The sequence below is a fragment of the Neobacillus sp. YX16 genome (genome assembly GCF_030123505.1).
Classification (GTDB): Bacteria; Bacillota; Bacilli; order Bacillales; family Cytobacillaceae; genus Neobacillus.
The window spans coordinates 4844313-4864539 of record NZ_CP126115.1; the positions used below are offsets into that span (position 1 = coordinate 4844313).

The 20227-nt window shown below is 38.4% G+C and carries 24 protein-coding genes and 1 other RNA gene; 8 read left to right on the forward strand and 17 right to left on the reverse strand.

All coding sequences use genetic code 11. The features are described 5' to 3' along the window. Window positions 1-424 precede the first annotated feature (424 nt). Both ytrH and ytrI read left to right on the forward strand, forming a co-directional pair. Complete coding sequence (ytrH, locus tag QNH48_RS23930; protein WP_045524254.1) at window positions 425-760, forward strand: sporulation membrane protein YtrH; 336 nt, start codon at window positions 425-427, stop codon at window positions 758-760. After that, a complete protein-coding gene (gene ytrI / locus QNH48_RS23935) occupies window positions 757-1260 on the forward strand; it encodes a sporulation membrane protein YtrI (protein ID WP_133367552.1) in 504 nt (167 codons plus the stop codon). The genes ytrH and ytrI overlap by 4 nt, the downstream gene beginning before the upstream one ends. Before the next feature lie 36 nt (window positions 1261-1296). Here ytrI and QNH48_RS23940 read toward each other — a convergent pair whose 3' ends face one another. Continuing rightward, window positions 1297-2241 carry a DHH family phosphoesterase gene (locus tag QNH48_RS23940; protein WP_283952286.1) on the reverse strand — a complete coding sequence of 315 codons (945 nt, stop codon included), beginning with the start codon at window positions 2239-2241 and terminating at the stop codon, window positions 1297-1299. 97 nt (window positions 2242-2338) lie between these two features. Here QNH48_RS23940 and QNH48_RS23945 point away from each other — a divergent pair, with 97 nt between their 5' ends. Further along, the gene (locus QNH48_RS23945; protein WP_283952287.1) at window positions 2339-2635 is read left to right on the forward strand and encodes a YtpI family protein; all 297 of its coding nucleotides are present in this window, start codon (window positions 2339-2341) and stop codon (window positions 2633-2635) included. 169 nt (window positions 2636-2804) lie between these two features. Here QNH48_RS23945 and QNH48_RS23950 read toward each other — a convergent pair whose 3' ends face one another. The 3 genes from QNH48_RS23950 to QNH48_RS23960 form a co-directional block, all read right to left on the reverse strand. Continuing rightward, the gene (locus QNH48_RS23950) at window positions 2805-4124 is read right to left on the reverse strand and encodes a CBS domain-containing protein (protein ID WP_283952288.1); all 1320 of its coding nucleotides are present in this window, start codon (window positions 4122-4124) and stop codon (window positions 2805-2807) included. 127 nt (window positions 4125-4251) lie between these two features. Next, entirely contained in the window at window positions 4252-4485 is a 234-nt protein-coding gene (locus QNH48_RS23955; protein WP_283952289.1) for a hypothetical protein, read from the reverse strand. A gap of 65 nt (window positions 4486-4550) precedes the next feature. After that, window positions 4551-5231 (reverse strand): metal-dependent hydrolase, encoded by a 681-nt coding sequence (locus QNH48_RS23960; protein ID WP_283952290.1) that lies wholly within the window; start codon window positions 5229-5231, stop codon window positions 4551-4553. Between the two features lie 173 nt (window positions 5232-5404). On the opposite strand from QNH48_RS23960, the gene QNH48_RS23965 reads away from it, so the two are divergent. Both QNH48_RS23965 and ssrS read left to right on the forward strand, forming a co-directional pair. Further along, entirely contained in the window at window positions 5405-6502 is a 1098-nt protein-coding gene (locus QNH48_RS23965; RefSeq protein WP_283952291.1) for a M24 family metallopeptidase, read from the forward strand. Window positions 6503-6557: 55 nt separating this feature from the next. Next, a non-coding RNA gene (gene ssrS / locus QNH48_RS23970) (6S RNA) lies at window positions 6558-6754 on the forward strand. Between the two features lie 99 nt (window positions 6755-6853). Here ssrS and ald read toward each other — a convergent pair. From ald to QNH48_RS23985, 3 genes are all read right to left on the reverse strand, one after another. After that, the gene (ald, locus tag QNH48_RS23975; protein WP_283952292.1) at window positions 6854-7975 is read right to left on the reverse strand and encodes an alanine dehydrogenase; all 1122 of its coding nucleotides are present in this window, start codon (window positions 7973-7975) and stop codon (window positions 6854-6856) included. Between the two features lie 203 nt (window positions 7976-8178). Further along, window positions 8179-8433, reverse strand: coding sequence for a hypothetical protein (locus tag QNH48_RS23980; RefSeq protein ID WP_283952293.1), 255 nt, complete (start codon window positions 8431-8433; stop codon window positions 8179-8181). Between the two features lie 143 nt (window positions 8434-8576). Then, window positions 8577-8735: a hypothetical protein gene (locus tag QNH48_RS23985; RefSeq protein ID WP_283952294.1), complete on the reverse strand. Its 159-nt coding sequence runs from the start codon at window positions 8733-8735 to the stop codon at window positions 8577-8579. 104 nt (window positions 8736-8839) lie between these two features. Between QNH48_RS23985 and QNH48_RS23990 the strand changes: the two genes are divergently transcribed. Then, a complete protein-coding gene (locus tag QNH48_RS23990) occupies window positions 8840-9283 on the forward strand; it encodes a universal stress protein (RefSeq protein WP_283952295.1) in 444 nt (147 codons plus the stop codon). Between the two features lie 63 nt (window positions 9284-9346). Continuing rightward, a complete protein-coding gene (locus QNH48_RS23995; RefSeq protein WP_283952296.1) occupies window positions 9347-9661 on the forward strand; it encodes a hypothetical protein in 315 nt (104 codons plus the stop codon). 32 nt (window positions 9662-9693) lie between these two features. On the opposite strand, the gene QNH48_RS24000 is transcribed toward QNH48_RS23995, so the two are convergent. The 9 genes from QNH48_RS24000 to sppA all read right to left on the reverse strand — a co-directional run bounded on the left by QNH48_RS24000 (window position 9694) and on the right by sppA (window position 17109). Next, entirely contained in the window at window positions 9694-10206 is a 513-nt protein-coding gene (locus tag QNH48_RS24000) for a MogA/MoaB family molybdenum cofactor biosynthesis protein (RefSeq protein WP_283952297.1), read from the reverse strand. Between the two features lies 1 nt (window position 10207). Then, window positions 10208-11044 (reverse strand): EcsC family protein, encoded by an 837-nt coding sequence (locus QNH48_RS24005; protein ID WP_283952298.1) that lies wholly within the window; start codon window positions 11042-11044, stop codon window positions 10208-10210. Window positions 11045-11155: 111 nt separating this feature from the next. Continuing rightward, window positions 11156-12343 carry an acetate kinase gene (locus QNH48_RS24010; protein ID WP_283952299.1) on the reverse strand — a complete coding sequence of 396 codons (1188 nt, stop codon included), beginning with the start codon at window positions 12341-12343 and terminating at the stop codon, window positions 11156-11158. 244 nt (window positions 12344-12587) lie between these two features. Further along, window positions 12588-13571, reverse strand: a complete 984-nt coding sequence (locus QNH48_RS24015) for a class I SAM-dependent methyltransferase (protein WP_283952300.1) — start codon at window positions 13569-13571, stop codon at window positions 12588-12590. Window positions 13572-13637: 66 nt separating this feature from the next. Next, the gene (gene tpx / locus QNH48_RS24020; RefSeq protein ID WP_095248921.1) at window positions 13638-14138 is read right to left on the reverse strand and encodes a thiol peroxidase; all 501 of its coding nucleotides are present in this window, start codon (window positions 14136-14138) and stop codon (window positions 13638-13640) included. Between the two features lie 164 nt (window positions 14139-14302). Continuing rightward, a complete protein-coding gene (gene ytfJ / locus QNH48_RS24025; RefSeq protein WP_283952301.1) occupies window positions 14303-14797 on the reverse strand; it encodes a GerW family sporulation protein in 495 nt (164 codons plus the stop codon). Window positions 14798-14815: 18 nt separating this feature from the next. Beyond that, window positions 14816-15517, reverse strand: a complete 702-nt coding sequence (locus tag QNH48_RS24030) for a DUF2953 domain-containing protein (protein WP_283952302.1) — start codon at window positions 15515-15517, stop codon at window positions 14816-14818. A gap of 71 nt (window positions 15518-15588) precedes the next feature. Then, a complete protein-coding gene (locus QNH48_RS24035) occupies window positions 15589-16086 on the reverse strand; it encodes an RDD family protein (protein ID WP_283952303.1) in 498 nt (165 codons plus the stop codon). A 12-nt stretch (window positions 16087-16098) separates the two neighbouring features. Further along, window positions 16099-17109: a signal peptide peptidase SppA gene (gene sppA / locus QNH48_RS24040; protein ID WP_283952304.1), complete on the reverse strand. Its 1011-nt coding sequence runs from the start codon at window positions 17107-17109 to the stop codon at window positions 16099-16101. 157 nt (window positions 17110-17266) lie between these two features. Between sppA and QNH48_RS24045 the strand changes: the two genes are divergently transcribed. Continuing rightward, window positions 17267-18070 carry an NAD kinase gene (locus QNH48_RS24045; RefSeq protein ID WP_283952305.1) on the forward strand — a complete coding sequence of 268 codons (804 nt, stop codon included), beginning with the start codon at window positions 17267-17269 and terminating at the stop codon, window positions 18068-18070. 480 nt (window positions 18071-18550) lie between these two features. On the opposite strand, the gene mbcS is transcribed toward QNH48_RS24045, so the two are convergent. Further along, window positions 18551-20134 carry an acyl-CoA synthetase MbcS gene (mbcS, locus tag QNH48_RS24050; RefSeq protein ID WP_283952306.1) on the reverse strand — a complete coding sequence of 528 codons (1584 nt, stop codon included), beginning with the start codon at window positions 20132-20134 and terminating at the stop codon, window positions 18551-18553. Window positions 20135-20227 lie beyond the last annotated feature (93 nt).

The window sequence follows — 20227 nt, forward strand, 5'->3', positions numbered from 1 at the left end:
ATAGAGCCAAACTCTAAAAAAGGAAAATATGTTCTTATTTTATCGGCTTTGTTAACCTGGTCTGTTAATTTGCGCTCCACTAAGGAATGCTTCCTCGAATATTCACCGCAGGGACAGGGGTCTCTGCCTGTACCGAGGCGCTTCGCTTTCCGCGGGCGTTTCGGGAAGCCTGTCTAGCTGCAGCGCCTGCGGGGTCTCCCCTGCTCCGTACTCCCGCAGGACACTGATTTTCATCCTCGAATCTGCCCACGCACGAAGGAAATGCGATAGCATTTTCGAGGAGTCTCGCGCCTTCCGCACAAATCAACAGGGTTACAAAATCAACAGTTTCCTTTAACACAGCCATATTAAAAAACATAATCAAGTATGTTTGTCCATATAAATGATATAGGGGTATTTATACTTTGTAAGGGCGGTTGAGGTTATGAAAGAAATCGGTTTTTTTCCTACTTTTATTGAAAGCTATTTTATTGCATTAGGCGTTATTTTAGGCGGTTCATTAATTGGGGGAATCGCTGCCTTTCTAACTGGACAACCACCGTTGACGGCTGTTTACAGGCTGTCTACAGACTTAAGAATTTGGGCAATTGTCGCTGCTATCGGAGGGACATTTGATGCCGTGTACACCTTTGAGAGGGGGTTATTTAATGCAGAAACCCGGGACATTTTTAAGCAGCTCCTCATTATTCTTTCTGCATTAGGCGGCGCGCAGACAGGTGCACTGATTATTAATTGGTTAACACAGGAGTATATATCGTGAGAATTCCTCCCTACTATCGATACCCTGCATGGCAGCGTTTTTTTGCAGGAATGGTCATTGGCGGTGCGATTAGCTGGTGTATTTTCATATATATATTTGGAGTGTGGCAGGAGCAGCATACTGCATTAATTGATAAACAAAGGGAAGAAATCGTGGACTTAAAGGAAGAAAAAAAGATATGGCAGGAAGAGTATAAAGAGATTAATAAACGGACGATTGAACAGCTGACAATTCAAAAAATCAATATTAAAATAACAAATTGGGAAAAATACAAACTCGACATGCTTAGTGTTTCTGAAATTGAAGATTCGGTAAAAGATGATATTAGTTTGATGATCGCAAAGGACATCGATACAGTCTATAAAAGCAAGGAATTAATCAAAAAAGTCATTCATAATAAACCTGTTAAAATAAATGACAAAAGGTATAAACTGCGAGTCAAAGAAATGGTTATTTTTACTACGCTTTCCATTCAACTAGAAATAGAATTCGAACAATGAAAAGAATCGGCCCGAAACTTAAGGCCGATTCTTTCATTATGGTTGATACTTGTCACAAACTTCACTAAGTTCTCTCATTACATGATCCACTTCATCCCATGAATAAATAGAAGCACCTGAGGCAAGTGGATGTCCTCCGCCTTTAAACTTTCTGGCAACCCCATTGATTATTGGACCCTTTGAACGCAGACGTACCCTGATTTGATCTTCCTCTTCAATAAAAAAGACCCATGCCTTAATCCCTTTTACATCTCCTAATGTACCTACAAGTAATGAGGCCTCTGATGGCACTGCATCATATTCTTCCAATAGTTTCTTTGTAAGAAGGACCGAAGCTACGCCGTTACTCTGCATTTCAAAATTTTGCAGGATGTAGCCGTTTAATTTAATAATATTGGTATCACGCTCGTACATTTTGTCAAAGAGTTCGGTACGAGAAAAATTATAATGAATCAGTTCCCCTGCATATGCAAAGGTTTTATCTGTAGTACTTGGAAATAGAAATCTTCCTGTATCTCCAACAATCCCGCCAAATAAAAGCCTGGCAGCTTCATCATTTAATTTTAATCCTCGGTCTTTACCAAATAGATAGAATTCATAAATCATCTCACTGCAGGAACTTGCTGTCGTATCCACCCATAATAAATCACCGTAAGGATCCTCGTTAGGATGATGGTCTATTTTGATAAGCTTATCGCCCAATGAATATCTTTTGTCGCAAATTCTTTCAGCATTTGCTGTGTCGCAGACAATGACTAATGCCCCTTTGTAAACCTCATCTTCAATGGAATCTAGACGGCGCATAAAATGAAGCGACCTTTCTTCTTTTCCAACAGCGAATACTTTTTTATTTGGATAGGATGCTTTTAGGATTTCAACTAATCCACATTGTGAACCATACGCATCCGGGTCCGGACGGACATGGCGATGGACGATGATGGTTTCATATTGTTCAATCATTTCTAGGATTTTTTCATTCAATGTGATCACCTCTCTATTGTTTTCTTAAGCAAGGGTAGAATTTTGGTAAAATAATATGTACAATGAACAAGAGAATTTTTGACTTGGAGGAAATTTAATGTCTGTTCTAGTTTTTCTGATTGTCATTCTATTTGCTTTCTATTTATTCTATAAAACCAAATACTTTAGAAGCAGCCGTCCAGTTGAAAAGAAATGGCTTGCTGCCAAATCCAATATTGCACTAGGACTGTTTGTAGGCTTATTTGGGTTCAACCATTTATTCTTCATTTCACAATCACTTGTTACAACGATTGTTTCTGTCATCTTTATTGTATATGGAGCAGTATTTACCTGGGTGGGAATTAAGAAATATAAACATTATCTTCCATTTGCAGCAGAAGAAGCAGAAAAATAGAAAAGCGGAAGCGACTTGGGGCGACAGGCATAAGACGAGCCGGCGAGAAGGTTGCCTTTTACCTTCTTGACGGATTGGCTTATGACCCCGAGCCCCTAGGCGCTGCAGCTAGACAGCATATAAAGCTCAATAAAGAATGAGCCGCTTACCCTTTGGTAGCGGCCTTTTTTTATGTCCTATCAATCAACTGACACATCATCATTGCTTTTCCGACTAGGATGCCATCATTAAAGACCTCGACATCGACCTTTCCAAACTTTCGGCCTACTTCAAGTACTTTCGGAAAGATATCGATAACACTTTCCATCTGAACAGGCTTGAGAAAGTAAATGGTCATGTTTTCAACAACAAGATCACCTTTTTTATAGCTTCTCAGTATACGATTCGCTGCCTCTGTAACAATTGTCGTGAAAACTCCGTAGGAAATGGTTCCTAGATGGTTTGTCATTTGCGGAGTAACTTCACTCGTGTATACTTCTTCCCCTTTTGCTCTTCCGCGCATTAACACCATTTGGTTGGTGACAATATCATCAAGCGTTTCTCCTACCTGTGGCTGGCGTTGATTCATTTGTAATGCTTTTAATACATCCTGCCTGCTAATAATTCCTTCAAGACGGTTGTTATCATCCACAACTGGAAGGACTTCAATACCTTCCCAAACCATCATATGTGCGGTAGAGGCAACGCTTGTCTTGCCAGAAACAGTCATCGGCTGTTTAGTCATGATCTTATCAATGGACATATCAGCATCCTGACCCATAACATCCTTTGCCGTTACCATTCCTTGAATCTTCATGTTTTGATCAACAACAGGATATCGGCTGTGGGTGGTTTCATGATTTAGGTTATGCCACACAGAAACCTTATCAGAGCTCTTCAGGAAGTAAGTCTCTGAAAGAGGGGTTAGGATATCCTCCACCAGAATAATTTCCTTTTTTATCAACTGGTCATAAATAGCGCGGTTTATCATCGTTGCCACTGTAAAGGTATCATAACTGGTCGATATAATCGGCATTTCCAGGCTGTCTGCTAATTTTTTGATATGGTCTTCGGTATCAAAGCCACCGGTAATTAATACAGCTGCACCAGCCTTTAATGCAAGCTCCTGTGCTTGTGTACGATTTCCCACGATTAATAGGTTATCTGGACCCGTATAGCGCATCATCGCCTCTAGTTTCATTGCCCCGATAACAAATTTATTTAGTGTTTTATGCAATCCAGTCTTCCCGCCTAAAACCTGACCTTCCACAATATTAACCACTTCAGCAAAGGTAAGCTTTTCAATATTCTCTTTTTTCTTGCGTTCTATCCTAATCGTACCTACACGCTCAATTGTACTGACATATCCTTTATTTTCGGCTTCCTTGATCGCTCTGTAGGCTGTACCTTCACTTACTGTCATCGCCTTGGCGATTTGACGCACAGATATTTTTTCCCCTACTGGAAGTTCATCAATATATAGCAGAATCTGTTCATGCTTTGTAGCCAAGACCTTCACCCTCTTCTATAGCCCTTTAATAATAAATTAGTCGATATATTATTTATACCATTATTTCGAATAATAAACCAACGCAAAAGGAGCCGTTTTAAAGGCTCCCTTTGTAGTGTGGTGATTATTAATAAGATCGTGATTTTTTGTTGATTCGAAGCGCTTGGCGTTTTTTGGCTCCCTTTTTGGGACTATACAACATGGCGGTCAGGTTCCCTGCCAAAACAATTAATGCAAACGCAAGCCAGCTTATGGCAAAGACACCTTCTAGACCTTCTGCAAATACCGAGAGCCTCGGAACAGCAAAATAAAGCATAAATCCACAAAGCAAAAGGCATAGTAAATATCGGTTTTTTTTCAATTCTTTTGTCTCCCTTCAAAACGAACTGCTTGTTTCACTTTATGCAAAGAAGGGAAAAAAAAGTATTATAATTCTATAAATTCTCCAGGTTCCATCACTTTTCCATTCTTATTTTCAAGCATTTCAATAAATTGCTCCGGATCCTGCTTAATCGGAGGAAACGTATTGTAGTGTATCGGAACAATTGTTTTTGCACCTAATAATTTTGCTGCATACGCTGCATCTTCTGGACCCATTGTAAAATTATCACCGATTGGCAAGAAAGCTAAATCTATCGGGTGTCTTTCTCCGATGAGCTTCATATCCGAAAATAATGCTGTATCACCGGCATGGTAGATTGTTTTTCCTTCTGCCATAAATAAAATTCCAGCTGGCATACCACAATAAATAAGTTCATTACTTTCTGTCGTATAGCTTGAACCATGAAAAGCTTGTGTTAATTTTACCTTACCAAAATCAAATTGATGTGCGCCGCCGATATGCATGCCATGAGTATTGACACCCTGCCAGCCTAAGAATGTTGAAATCTCATGATTGGCAATAACTAGTGCATTGTTTCTTTTCGCTAACTCAACACTATCTCCAACATGATCATTGTGACCATGTGTTAACAAAATTACATCTGGATTTACGTCGTCCACTTTTAAATCTGTTAACTGATTTCCTCGAATAAAAGGATCAATGATAATTTTTTTGCCATTGACCTGAATTTGAACAACTGAATGCCCATGATAAGATACCTTCATTTATCCATCTCCTCCAAAATTGTTATAATATGTACTTCCATAAAAAAAACAAAATTCCTTCCTCATTTATATCCATAAGCAGCTGATTTTAGCACATCCTATTGATAGATTGTTTACACAAGGATTTAAAATTGATACCCTCAAGAAGGATGTTTATTTTAGGAGGCGTAAAAATGAATCAACGATTACAAAAACTTCAAGCATGGATGAGGGAAAATGAAATTGAAGTAAGCTTCATCACCTCTTCTGAAAATGTATTTTATTTAAGCGGGTTTTTCTCAAATCCCCACGAGCGTTTACTTGCCTTAGCTGTTTTCCAAGAAGAAGAGCCCTTCCTTGTATGTCCTGGGATGGAAGTACATGATGTCAAAGGCTCTGGCTGGAGCCAAGAAATCATTGGCTACAGTGATATCGAGAATCCATGGGAATTAGTACATACTTCAATTAATAAAAGACTAAATGGAATAAAAAAAGTTGCGATTGAAAAGGAACATATGAATGTGGAACGCTATGAACAGCTATCCGCTTTATTTCCTGGGGCAGCGTTTGTTTCCGCTGAAGAAAAATTAAGAAAGCTGCGGATGATTAAAGATGCCAAGGAATTAAAAATTATTGAAGAGGCTTGCGCATTAGCTGATTATGCCATTGTGGTGGGCTGCAGTGAAATAAAAGAGGGAAGAACAGAATTAGATGTCCTTAACGCGGTTGAATATGCACTTAAGCAAAAAGGCGTAACGGAAATGTCATTTTCAACTATGGTTTTGACGGGTGCAAATGCTGCGTCTCCTCACGGTAATCCAGGTAAGACAAAAATACAAAAGGGCGATTTAGTCTTATTTGATTTAGGTGTAGTAGTAGATCGCTATTGTTCAGATATTACAAGGACCGTTGCATTTGGTGATATAAATGATAAACAAAAAGAAATATATGATACTGTACTTAAAGCACAATTAGCGGCAATAGAGGCAAGTAAACCTGGTGCAACTGCAGCTGAAGTTGACTTAACCGCACGAAGAATCATTGCTGAAGCAGGCTATGGAGAATACTTCCCGCACCGACTTGGACATGGATTAGGGATTAGTGTACATGAGTACCCTTCGATGACAGAGACAAACCAATTAGTTATTGAAGAAGGAATGGTGTATACCATTGAACCAGGAATTTACGTTCCTAATGTTGCAGGAGTACGGATTGAGGATGATATATATATTACTGCTGACGGAGCTAACGTCTTAACAAAATTCCCTAAAGACCTACAAATCATTCGATAAGAGATTTAGATTTTTTTACCATTGAAGTGTTGAAGGATTTGCAGTAATATACAAATACAAGCTGCGTTGTTCGTAGTGATAATAAAGTTTTAACCTTTAAGCTGTAAAAGGGAGTTTTACTATCGAAGCTATAATGACATGCCTCTGTCTATACGACATGGAGGACACGCAGGAAGGCTTTTGCGAACACCCACTTTGAGGAGTGGTGGTTTAAAACTTTCTTATATGAGGTACGGCAAATGCGGCTTTATCATTTTCAAAATTTAACTGCCAGCTTCCTTATGGAAGCTGGCTTTATTTTATCTATTAAAAAAAAAGAGAAGAGAATTAATCTCTTCCTTTTAAGAACATTTAAAGTTGTCCAAGTAATGTTTTTGTATCTGAGTAATGAAGACCATGTGCTTCTGCCACTGCTTCATAGGTTACAAAGCCGCCTAGGGTATTGATACCTTTTAGCAGCGCTTCATTTTCAAGGCATGCTTGTCTATACCCCTTATTTGCGATTTGGATTGCGTATGGTACTGTTACGTTGGTTAAGCCAATAGTTGAAGTTCTAGGAACCGCCCCAGGCATATTGGCAACGGCATAATGAACAACTCCATGTTTTATATATGTAGGGTTATCGTGTGTTGTAATACGATCAGTTGTTTCAAAGATACCACCCTGATCAATTGCAATATCCACTACGACGCTTCCTGGTGTCATCGATTGAATCATTGCTTCGGAAACTAACTTAGGAGCCTTTGCACCTGGAATTAGTACCGCACCAATCACTAAGTCAGATTCTTTAACCGCTTCAGCAATATTATAAGGATTAGACATTAATGTGGTGATGTCAGAACCAAAGATATCATCCAGTTGACGAAGACGGTCTGGATTAAGGTCAATAATGGTAACTTTTGCTCCAAGTCCAATTGCCATTTTAGCAGCATTTGTTCCCGCAACACCACCGCCAATAATGGTTACTGTTCCTCTTTGAACACCCGGAACCCCAGATAAGAGAATCCCTTTCCCGCCATGAACTTTTTCAAGGAATTGAGCACCAATTTGTGCAGCCATTCTTCCTGCCACTTCACTCATTGGGGTTAATAACGGCAAAGAGTTATTTGGTAACTGGACTGTTTCATATGCAATTCCAACCACTTTATTATCAATTAAGGCCTTTGTTAGCTCTGGTTCAGGAGCTAAATGTAAGTATGTAAATAGAATTAATCCTTCACGAAAATATTGATATTCACTTGGCAGCGGTTCTTTCACCTTCATAACCATTTCCATTGACCAAGCTTCTGAAGCAGTTTCTACTATTTTTGCACCTGCAGCTGTATAATCTTCATCGGTAAAAGCAGAGCCAATTCCTGCTCCTTTTTCAATATAAACCTCATGACCAAATTTCAGTAGGTTAAAAACACCAGCTGGTGTCATTGCTACACGATTTTCATTATTTTTTACTTCTCTAGGAACACCGATCCGCATGTACTTACCCCCAATTAAATATCATAGTAAATGAACCACAGTAGATTTTAATATAACCAATACTAAAAGTAAAAACATAACCATGAAAGCACTTTCATTTTACCAAAAAAATCTAGAAAGCCCAAACTTTTTATTCATTACATATTTTTGAGATACCATAATAAGAGCTCTGCGATAGCAAAGCTCTTTTACAGAATTATAATTTAATACCAAGGGTAGTACGGATACCCATAATATGGGTATGGGTATGGGTACGGGTATGGCGGGTACGGATAATAGTATGGTCCTGGACTTAATGCTGCACCTAGTGCTAACCCCCCTAAGAATGGTAATCCAAATCCGAATCCAAACCTGCGACGTCCAAAACCACCAAAACCAAATCCTGGTCTGCCGAATCCAAATCCGAACCTCTGATCGTTAGGATCAATTGACCCCATATAATTAGGCATTTCTTGCATGTTAGATCCTCCTCATTTATATTACTTACACATTAAAAGAATATGCAGGCTTAAAATGAGATTCTTGGGTAAATGCCCCGCTAAAAGAAATTTAATAGACGTATACATAGGAAAACTCGCCTGTTGGCGAGCCCTATTAATACCTATTCCGTTGTACTCTGTGCTGTATTCTCATTATTCACTTCGAAATCCTGACCAATAAAGCCACTATTGTAGGAATCCATAATTTGTTCACTTACCTCATTTGCCCCTTGCTCATTAAATTCAAATGTAAAGGACTTACTAGGATCTTGTTTAAACATTATTTCATTCTCCCTTCGATGGATTTTCACCCTATTATTTTTCGAAAAATTGAAACATCTTACTCCTAGAAAATAATGTATAATTTAGGTAAGGAGGGATTATCATGGGGGTAAGATATGACCATATTTTAGTTGCCATTGATGGTTCACAAGAATCAGAGCGGGCACTAGAAAAATCAATTGAAATTGCTAAGAGGAATAATGCTAAATTATTATTAGCACATGTGATAGACACAAGGTCATTTTTGTTAATTGATAAATATGATCCAGATATTGCTGATCGTGCAAACAAACTAGCAATAGATATGCTGGAAAAATACCAAACCCAAGCAATAGCTTCTGGTGTTGTACATGTTCAATTTGAAATTGAATACGGCTCGCCTAAAGTTAAAATCCCCAAGGAAATAGCTAAAAAGCACGATATAGACTTAATTGTTTGTGGTGCGACTGGCATGAATGCAGTTGAGAGATTCTTGATTGGCAGTATTTCTGAACACATTACCCGTTACTCCCCATGTGATGTCCTCATTGTCCGAACACAAAAATAAAATCGTGAATGCTTTCTAGATGTGTTGTAAAATAGAAATATAACTCGTCTTGGAGGCTATCACATGAAAGAACATTTTTCCTACGATCAACGGCTTGGCATTTCGATTCCCAATCTAGAAATGGAATGGGCACACAATAGTGAGGAAACACAGGAGGCTATTCTGTTTCATTGGGAAAAAATTCGAGGTTCCATTCCTGATCGAATTGCTGAACTTGAAAATACGATTAATCAAAAGCAAGCACAGCTTTCTAATGAAAATAACTTTAAAAAATCATGTGATTTAAACAGTGAGATTGCTGAACTTGCTTCTATCATTAATGATTTATGGCTTTGGTACAGGGCTAATCAAACAATGGCAGATAAAATGCATCAATAAGAAGAGCTCCCTTTTGCTGGGAGCTCTTTTAACTATAAATCTTTTTTAATTTCTCTCACTACATGACCAATCTCAGGAAGTATTAACTTATTCATAGCAAGTTTTACTGCTCCTGTAGAACCTGGAGTAGAAAACACAGCTTTATTCTTTACTACTCCCGCTATCGCTCGTGAAAGAATAGCAGCTGAGCCGATATCCTCTTGGTAGCTCAACATCCTAAACAATTCTCCAAAGCCAACGATTTCTTTATCTAACATTCCCTGAACGGTTTCAATGGTTACATCACGTTTGGCTATTCCAGTACCGCCATTTGTTAGGATGACATCAATATCTTCACGCTCACAGCCATTTATAATGGACTCTTTTATAGGATCTGCTTCATCCTTAACGATGACATAATCAACAATAGCATGCCCTGCTTGTTCTAGCATTTCCATCATTGCCTTGCCACTTTTATCGGTATCCTTATTTCTTGTATCACTTACAGTAATCACTTTGCAATTAACTTTCTTTGGAGCCTCTCGCTTGTGTTCGGTAGTACTCATCTTAAATTTCCTCTTTCTGATTTAGGTATCTCAGTTTGTAATAGTTATGGGCAAATTCTGTAACTTTTCTTGTTAATTGATAATTTGTCCCTGCACCGATAGCCATGCTTACAACCGGTATTCCTTGTATAAGCCGTTTGCGGAATATTGTTATGACCATTGCCTTGAGTAATTGTTGAATAGGCTGCTCCAGCCAGGTCACATCTGAGATTTCTTCATTTCCCTCATAAAAGTAATGGTCATCGCTCGAGCTCATTTCACTCCTTAAGTTAGACCAGCCCTCTTTTTGAAGACGAGGGGGCAGTGTTGCAGTATGAAAGACCTTTAGAGAACTCATCATCTCGTAAGGAGTATTAACCTCAAAACCATATGTCATGGCAATTAGTTGTACCACCCTCAAATTAATGACAGCCATTGCCGGAATGTCGGTACCTAACAGCAGCGGTCCACCCGTTCCTGCTAAGCCTCCTTGTGCAAAAGAGTATAGTCGGTGCCTTGCAATTTGCTGCATGGCTATGTATTGTAACTGATCTATATCCAATTTCCTTAAATCCTCAATTTGGTGCAATTCCTTATTAAAAACGCGGCCAGAAGATAGGATTCTCTCCTTAGCATCCATCTGTATCTGAGAGCCCTGAATCATTCCGTGCAAATGGAACAGCCAGGTATCAATAACCGAAAGAAACTGGTGTTGAACATTTTCAGGTAATAATGTGAAAGAACGCTCTAAATATTTTTCATAGGTAAGCTGTAAATCATTGGCCTCGTAATTTAATAAATGCTTTTCCCACTCTCTAATTTCATTCATTACCTCTATTTCCCGTTCAGTTAATGGCATAGGTATCCCTCCTCACTTCCTATAGTTCCTTCCAGTATATCACAAAGAAATATACTAAAAAAATGCAAAAAGGCAAACCATCCTATGGACAGTCTGCCTTCTTTGTATGGATTATTGTGCTAAACGTACAACGTCACGTGCAATCATTACTTCTTCATTTGTAGGAATAACGATTACTTTTACAGGAGAGTGAGGATAGTTAATAAACCTTTCCTCACCTCTAATTTTATTTAAAGCCGGATCCCAATAAACACCCATAAATTCTAGACCTTTTAAGACTTGTTCACGAACTACATCGCTGTTCTCACCAATACCTGCTGTAAAGATAATGGCATCCACCCCATACATACGTGAAGCATATGAACCAATATATTTATGGATACGGTTAGCAAAAACATCCAATGCAAGCTGAGCACGTTCATTTCCATTACGTGCTTCAATTTCAATATCTCTTAAATCACTTGAGAAACCAGAAACCCCTAACATTCCGCTCTCTTTATTTAACACATCAAGTACTTCTTCTGCTGTCTTATTGGTTTTTTCCATAATGAATGGAATTAACGCAGGGTCGATATTACCTGAACGAGTTCCCATCGTAACCCCAGCTAGAGGTGTAAAGCCCATTGATGTATCAATTGATTTTCCACCTTCAATGGCAGCAATACTTGCTCCATTTCCTAAGTGGCAGGAAAGAAGGCGAAGCTGTTCAACTGGACGACCCAAAAGTTCAGCCGCACGCTGTGAAACATATTTATGACTCGTACCATGGAATCCATATTTACGAATACCATATTTTTCATAATATTCATATGGAAGACTATAGAGGTATGAACTTTCTGGCATTGTTTGGTGAAAGGCTGTATCAAATACAGCAACAGCAGGAACATTTGGAAGAACACCTCTAAAAGCCTTAATTCCTGTAACGTTCGCAGGATTATGCAAGGGAGCTAATTCTGATAATTCTTCAATCTTATTAAGAACTTCTTCTGTAATAAGAGCGGAATCACTAAACTCTTCTCCGCCATGAACCACACGATGACCAATTCCTTCAATTTCATTTAAAGATTGAATAATACCTAAAGTAGTAAGCTTATCAAGCAGCATTTTTACAGCTACTTCATGGTCAGGAATATCGGTTGTTTCCGTAACTTTTTCACCATTAACCGAAATGGTGAATATTGAATCGTTTATGCCAATTCTTTCAATAAGTCCTTTTGTAATTACTTCTTCAGTCGGCATTTCAAATAATTGAAACTTTAAAGATGAACTGCCCGCATTAATTGCAATTATTTTAGACATTACATTTACCGCTCCTTTTATAAAAACAACATCGGTTCAAGAAAGTCCTTTTTTTCAATACAAGGTTATTTTGCTCAAACAGACATCGTTTATTGCTCTCATCACCTCATTTAATCACTGTATATATTTCATTTCAAGGAGGAAATTGGATGGAAACGGTTACCTGCAAAATGAAAATTTATTCACATTATTCTAATTGTTCTCAACTAATAAAAAAGCGATAAAACCGCTGCGAAACCCGGTTTTACCGCTTATTATCCAGAAACCATTTATCGATTTTTCTCAAGATATTGTCCATCTCAACTGCACTGGATAAGTTTGGAAGTTTGGCAAGTAAGGCTTGCTTAGGCGCCGCAATCCCTTCACCCTTCTTTTGCAGGACCAAAATACTTTTTGCTGCATTATTATTCTTAAACATACTTAGCGGAAGTTGAAGTACTCCTTGAACAATGATTTCTTCCTTAAAGTATTCTCGAAGCTGTTGTGCCTGATCACTTTCAAAAAGCCCATTTGGAATGATAAAAAATAAATATCCTCCCTGTTTTGTGTGATTGACACTTTGTTCAATAAATAAATGATGCGCATAAGAGTGCCCCTCGGGCGCTTTTAACTGGTAATCTGATGCCCGAACATCATTGGGATAATATCCTACTGGCAAATCGGCGATTACTGCATCGACAGGGTCAATAAATAAAGGTTCAAGACTATCTTGATTAAAAAGTTCAATAGGGTGCTCTTGTAAATTTGCATTCACATAAGCAAGTTTAAGTAACAGGTCATCTATTTCAATACCAATAGATTGGACATTTCTTTGCTGCTGATTTAATACAGTTGTTACTAAATTTCCTGTTCCAATCGCAGGGTCTAACAAACGGAAGGTGGGCTGCTCTATAAATTTATCCACTAGATAGCTCATTAGCATCCCCACACTATCAGGCGTCATTTGATGGTTAGGCTGAACATTTTCTTTCATTCCTTTTAAAATGACAAGCTGATAGGCTTTTCGAATTTCTTCCTTAGTAAAACTGCTTAAATGTATTTCTTTGTATTGTTTCTGAAGTCTTTTTTCAGTTATTTCACTTATTTCATCCTGAAGTACTGATCCGTGAAATAAATTCTCACCGGTTTCGGCTAATGCTTCTAAATAGGTACAAGAAAGTTCTTCCTGTATAACAAGAGCAGTTTCATTAAATAATGTAAATAGCTGCTCGACCGGGGCCATTTTCATACTATATACCTCCTACAATAAAGAAAAAGGCCTCATCCATTGACGAGGCCTTAATCGCCATCTAAATTACTTTGCATTCCGAGCAGCTTCAAGTGCTGCCTCATAATTCGGGTGATTTGTTGCCTCACTTACATATTCCACATAAGTAACAGTATCACTAGAATCTACAACAAATACAGCACGTGCCAATAAGCGCAGCTCCTGAATTGCCACACCGAATGCTTCTCCAAAAGAAAGATCGCGATGATCTGATAGAGTTTGGACATTTTCAATGCCGTTTGCTCCGCACCAGCGTTTTTGTGCAAACGGAAGGTCTACACTGACAGTTAGGATTTTAACATCACCTAAACCATTTGCTTCTTCATTGAAACGACGTGTTTCTGCATCACATACGCCAGTATCTAAAGAAGGAACGGCACTAATTAAACGAACCTGTCCTTTTGTATTCTCTAGCGTTACAGGTGATAAATCATTTGCCAAAACGCTGAAATTAGGAGCTTTGTCGCCCACCTTTACTTCGTTGCCTAGCAATGTTACTGGGTTCCCCTTGAAAGTTACGTTTGCCATTAAAACATCCTCCTTTTTCGTACAAAAGCGAAATAAATTACGCCTTCATCATAATTATGTACAGTGTTAATATATCTTTTCAGAATTTTTTTTGCAATGATTTAAGCTTTTACTTTCATGAAAAAAGTTAACCTCCATTTATATGTGGAAGTTAACTTTTACACCTATATATCAAATTCTTGCTTTTGTGATTGGTTCTGTGTGGAATGCTGCGAACCTTGCCCCGAGCTCTGCTGCTCATTTTTTTTCGAGAACATTTGCTGAATCTTATCCACTGCTTGTGGGGCCATTTCTAAAATCTTTTCATAAAGATGTGTACTTTCGTCTAGATGAAGCATTTTTACTCCTTGAGAATTCACAATTAAAAAAGCAATTGGAGTAATGGAGACTCCTCCACCGCTACCACCTCCGAAAGGAAGCTTTGATTGACCTTGACTTTGACCTTGTTGTTCCTGACCTTTTGATTGCTGCTGAGAACCACCATCTAGTTTAAACTCACTACCACCTGCAGCAAATCCAAAACCAACCTTTGAAACGGTAAGAATGACACTTCCGTCAGGAGTTTCAACTGGATCACCAATAATCGTATTTACGTCAATCATTTCTTTTAAGCTTTCCATTGCTGTCGTCATTAAACCTTGAATTGGATGTTCAGACATGGCTGTTTCCTCCTCTTTTTAAACGGTTTTAGTTTTTTCCTTCGAATAAGCTGTGTTCATTTTGAGATTTGGGCGTCCGCCCTTCCAGAATTTAATTAGTTTTAATCCTGCTAAAATAGCATACCCGATACGAAAGTGAATAATACATGTAATCCGGGTTTGGATAATAGCCATTTGAAAATGTGGTGTAACGGATAAAACCGGCATTTCTTCTAGTCTCAAAAAGTTACTGAGCATGCCTACAACACTACCTTTGAGAGTCCAAAGTGCACCCGTAATAATGCCGGTATGTGCCGCATCGCCTACGCCAACTAATGAATGCCATTCAAAATGCTTAATGACTATTCTTTTCATAAATTTACTTACGATCACTTGCATGTTTACAACATGCTGGATGATTTCTTTTGCATCTGACAAATTCCTCACAATGGCATCCTTGTCAACTTGTTGAACCTTGCTCGAAGATTCACCCTCACCTGAATCTCCCATACTTGTATTACCCTTCAGGACAATACTCGGTGAGTTATCATCAATTTTTATTAGAGGGACATTTATTGTGTATTTAATTAATCCAAACCAAAGTTTAAACACTACACTTAATTCGTCATTATCATTATGATGAAAAAAATTAAGATGGATTGTTAGCTTCGAAAAAATGATTAGTAGAAATAATAAAATAATAGCGATGAGAGCTATATACAGCCATACCAATTTTTTCACTCCTTTCAGCCTATTAGTATCACCTGAAGAAGGAAAAATAAACCCGCTAACAAATTGTTAGCGGGCCTAAATTATCGTTCTACATGAATGACGGAGGTGTCTGTAAAGAGGTCGTGAAGTCCTTGCTTTTTGGGTAAAAAGGCGACAATAATATATCCAATAACCACTGTTGCAGAGATAAACCGGCCAATCCATTCTCGAAAAAGAATGGTTCCCCATGATAATTTGTCATTCTTCAAATCAATAACTTTTATTCCAAATACCATTTTTCCAATCGTTTGATTAAAATACTTTGTCATTAATACGAAATATAAATAAAATATGATTGCGGATGCTATGGAAATCGGGGCAAACATATTAAATTCTATTAATGGAATCTCAAGTGCCCTAAATATGGGTTTAATAATTAATCGCTCTATACTCCCCACAACAATTAAATCCAGCAGGTAAGCCCAAAACCGCATCCAAAAACCCGCATAACGAATGGAGATTTTATCAGAGTCTCGAGTGGTTTCTCGCTCATCGACTTTAACTAATTCATTCGTATATATTTGATTTTCATTTTCCATCTACAGTTCCCCCTACTCTGCATACAGATACATTAGACGTGGAGAATTGGGTCTTGATAAAACATCCATAAGTCCAGCCATCTCACTATCCGCACCAATAAATTTTTGAACCTTTAAATTTAATAACGAACCAAAGCCTATTTGCTCGGTATAGCGGACAACCTTTGCATCTTTTAGCTTCTCCTGTTCCATCATCTGTTCGATTACATCTTCTAAGTATCCAAAGCCGTCTATTAAGTTAAGCTCTTTCGCCTGTCTTCCATCATAGATTCTTCCATCCGCAATCTTTTTCACCTGATCTGTGGTCATCTTTCTGCCTTCAGCAATAACCTTAACAAAACCCTCATAGGAATTGTCGATCATTTTTTGGAGGATTTGCCGTTCTTCCTCCGTCATTTGTCGTGTCGGACTCATAATATCTTTATATTGACCACTTTTAATGGTTACAAAATCCACTCCATACTTTTCAGCTAATCCTTCATAATTGATTCCCTGCATAATTACACCCAGTGAACCAGTCATTGTTTCTTCACTGGCAAAGATCTTTTTCGCACCCGCGGAAATATAATACCCGCCCGAAGCAGCCATAGAACCCATTGAGACATATACTGGTTTCTTTGTTTCCTTTTGGATTTCTAGCAGCTTATCATGGATCTCAGCACTTTCAACTACTCCGCCACCCGGTGAGTTAACCTTAAGAATAATCCCTTTTACGCTATCATCCTCTTTAATAAAATCTAATCTTTTCATAAATCCTTGATGATTATAACCTGCTGCTTGAAATAATGATTCTGCGTCATTTGTATCTTGAATAACACCATTGACGTCCAGTACAGCAATCTTATTCATTTCATTTCCTTCCTGTATAACTTCCTCCGTAAAAGGAAGCTCCGTTGCTGCTAAAAGCTCACTTATATCTGTTTCAACACCTTTAAAGGCAAATGCAGATAAAAAATTTATCATAACTGATACAAAAAATAATGCCGCAGCAATTCCAAGAGCGGCCCATCGTTTCCCATTCATGTTAAGAATCCTCCTCGTTTGTTTTTAAATTTTTTTACATAATTTAATATTGCTGCAAGATAATGCTAAAATTAATGCAGGACTACCTTAGTTTATCAAAAACAAAAAGTTTATTGGGCTATTTTCACAAATTAATAACCAAAATTTGGAGGGTACTATGGAACATAGACGTAATATCTTTTTTTATCACCACTTAGATAAGGAAATGTTGGAGAAGGTTGGAGACTTACAATCGATGGCAGAGCAATATGGTTTAACAATTGTAAAGGATCACCATCAAGCCAATATCATTGCGAGCATTGGTGATGACGGTACATTCCTGCAAGCTGTAAGGAAAACCGGGTTTCGGGATGATGTGCTTTACGGTGGTATCACGATCAAGGATAGTTTAAGTATGTATTGTGACTTCAAAATCAATGAATCCTCTAAGATGATAGAGGCAGTTTCAAATGAACAGTTAAAAGTTCGCCGTTATCCATTTATTGAGGTAATGGTCGACGGGCAAGGAACTTTTCCTTGTCTTAATGAATTTAGTATTCGCTCCTCCATCATAAAAACACTGGAATTTGATGTATTTATTAATGACCTTCATTTTGAAACCTTTCGTGGAGATGGCTTAATCGTCGCTACCCCAACTGGAAGTACGGCTTATAATAAATCTGTTAATGGTGCTGTTGTTGACCCCTTAATTTCATGCATGCAAATAAGTGAAGTGGCTTCGATTAATAATAACAAATACCGCACATTAGGTTCTCCCTTTGTTATAGGCGGCGAACGTACATTAACGCTTAAAATTATTTCTACTGAAGGTAATGAGCATCCTACTATGGGATTAGACAATGAGGCATTAAGTATCCGCCATGTCGATAATATCCAAATCAAACTCAGTGATAAAAAAATTAAAACTTTGAAATTAAAAGACAATTCCTTCTGGGAAAAAGTAAAGAGAACCTTTTTATAAGGCTCTGTTAAGCTTTACTGTTGATTTGTGCTCCACAAAGGAAAGCTTCTTTGAATAATCACCGCAGTGACAGGCGGTCTCTGCCTGTCACGAGGCGCTTCGCTTTCCGCAGGCGGTTCGGGAAGCCTGTCTAGCTGCAGCGCCTAGCCCCTCGAGTCGCTTCGGTCCCAACGTTGAAGTCAAAGAACGACTTCATCGTCAGGCCCTCCAGCGCTTGTCGGGGCTGTACAAGGCGCTTCCGCTTTTCCTACTCCTCGGCGCTAAGAGATGAGCGGGGGCTCCCCTGTCCCGTCCTCCTGCAGGACACTGATTTACATCCTCGAATCCGCCCACGCACGAAGAAAATGCGATAGCATTTTCGAGGAGTCTGGCGCCTTCCGCACAAATCAACAGAGTGCCAAAATCAATGATAAGCTTTAACATAGCCTTTTATAAAAGCAAGAAGGCTGTCGAGAGATTCGACAGCCTTCTAATTTTTCACTATTGTTTTATTGATTGCATTTCTTGCTGACGAAGTTCGATTCGACGTATTTTCCCTGAAGTTGTTTTTGGCAGTTCTGACAAGTACTCGATTTTTCTTGGATATTTATAAGGAGCTGTTAGTGTTTTGACATGCTCTTGCAGTTTTTTTGTCAATTCAGGATCATTTACGTCAATATCCTCTTTTAACACGACAAACGCCTTTACAATAAATCCGCGAATTTCATCTGGACTGGCTACTACCGCACATTCTTTAACAAAAGGATGTTTTACAAGTGCATCCTCCACTTCAAATGGTCCAATTGTGTAGCCTGAACTGATAATGATGTCATCTCCACGCCCTTCAAACCAAAAGTATCCATCCTCATCCTTCTTTGCCTTATCACCTGTAATATAGTACTCACCACGGAATTGCATCGCAGTTCTCTCTGGGTCCTTATAATAGTTCTTAAATAAGGCAGGGGTTTCGATATGCACGGCGATATCCCCAACTTCTCCAACTGAACAAATTTCGCCTTCTTCATTGATAATTTCTACTCTATTACCTGGAGTTGGTTTTCCCATAGAACCTGATTTAAGCTCCATTCCTTTTGTTATTCCAACCAACAAGGTATTTTCAGTCTGCCCATAGCCATCACGGACATCTACATTAAAGTGTCTCTTAAACGTATCAATAACCTCACGATTAAGAGGTTCCCCAGCAGAAACAGCACTATGCAGGCTAGGTAATTTGTAATCTCCCAGATTCTCTACCTTTGCCATTATTCGATATTCAGTTGGTGTACAGCAAAGGACATTAACGGAATATTTCTCTAGAAGGCTTAAATACTTTTGGGGATCAAACTTGCCGTTATACACTAGCCCCGTCCCTCCTGAACCAAGAACAGATAAAAAAGGACTCCAAATCCACTTTTGCCAGCCAGGAGCCGCAGTTGCCCAAACGGTATCACCATCTTCAATACAAAGCCATTTTGGTGCAGCTGTTTTTAAATGTGCAAATGCCCATCCATGTGTATGTACAACCCCTTTGGGATTACCGGTTGTTCCTGATGTATACGATAAAAATGCCATGTCATCACGAAGTGTATCAGCAAATCCAAACTCCTGTGATGCCGCTTTCATTTCTTCTTCTAGATGAATCCAATTCTCTTGCTTTTCACCAACCGAAAACTTCAATAGTGGCTGGGCACTTGAAATCTTTTTAAATTGATCGACATAAGGATAATAACTAATTACAGCTTTTACATCACCATGTGTAATACGATATTGAAGGTCTTTTTCACGCAGCATTTCTGAGCTTGGAATGACAACTAGTCCAGCTTTTAACGCCGCTAAGTAAACAACATAGGCCTCAATGAGTCTTGGTATGATGACTAGGACAACATCGCCTTTTTTTAAACCATTTTGTGTGAAAACATTTCCCGCTTGATTCACCTTTTTCAATAACTCTTGATATGTAACCTGATTCGTTTCCCCTAATTCATTTTCCCATTTTATTGCTAATCTTTCCGGATCTTTTGCAAAACGTTCGACTTCCGATACAAGATTATACTTTTCTGGTGCAATTAATTCTTCACGGTTCATGTTTCTCCCCCTCACTCAAAATAAAAACATATCACAAATATTATTATACAAAATTATTGAAAAATTTAAAATTGTTATACTAAAAATAGTTTT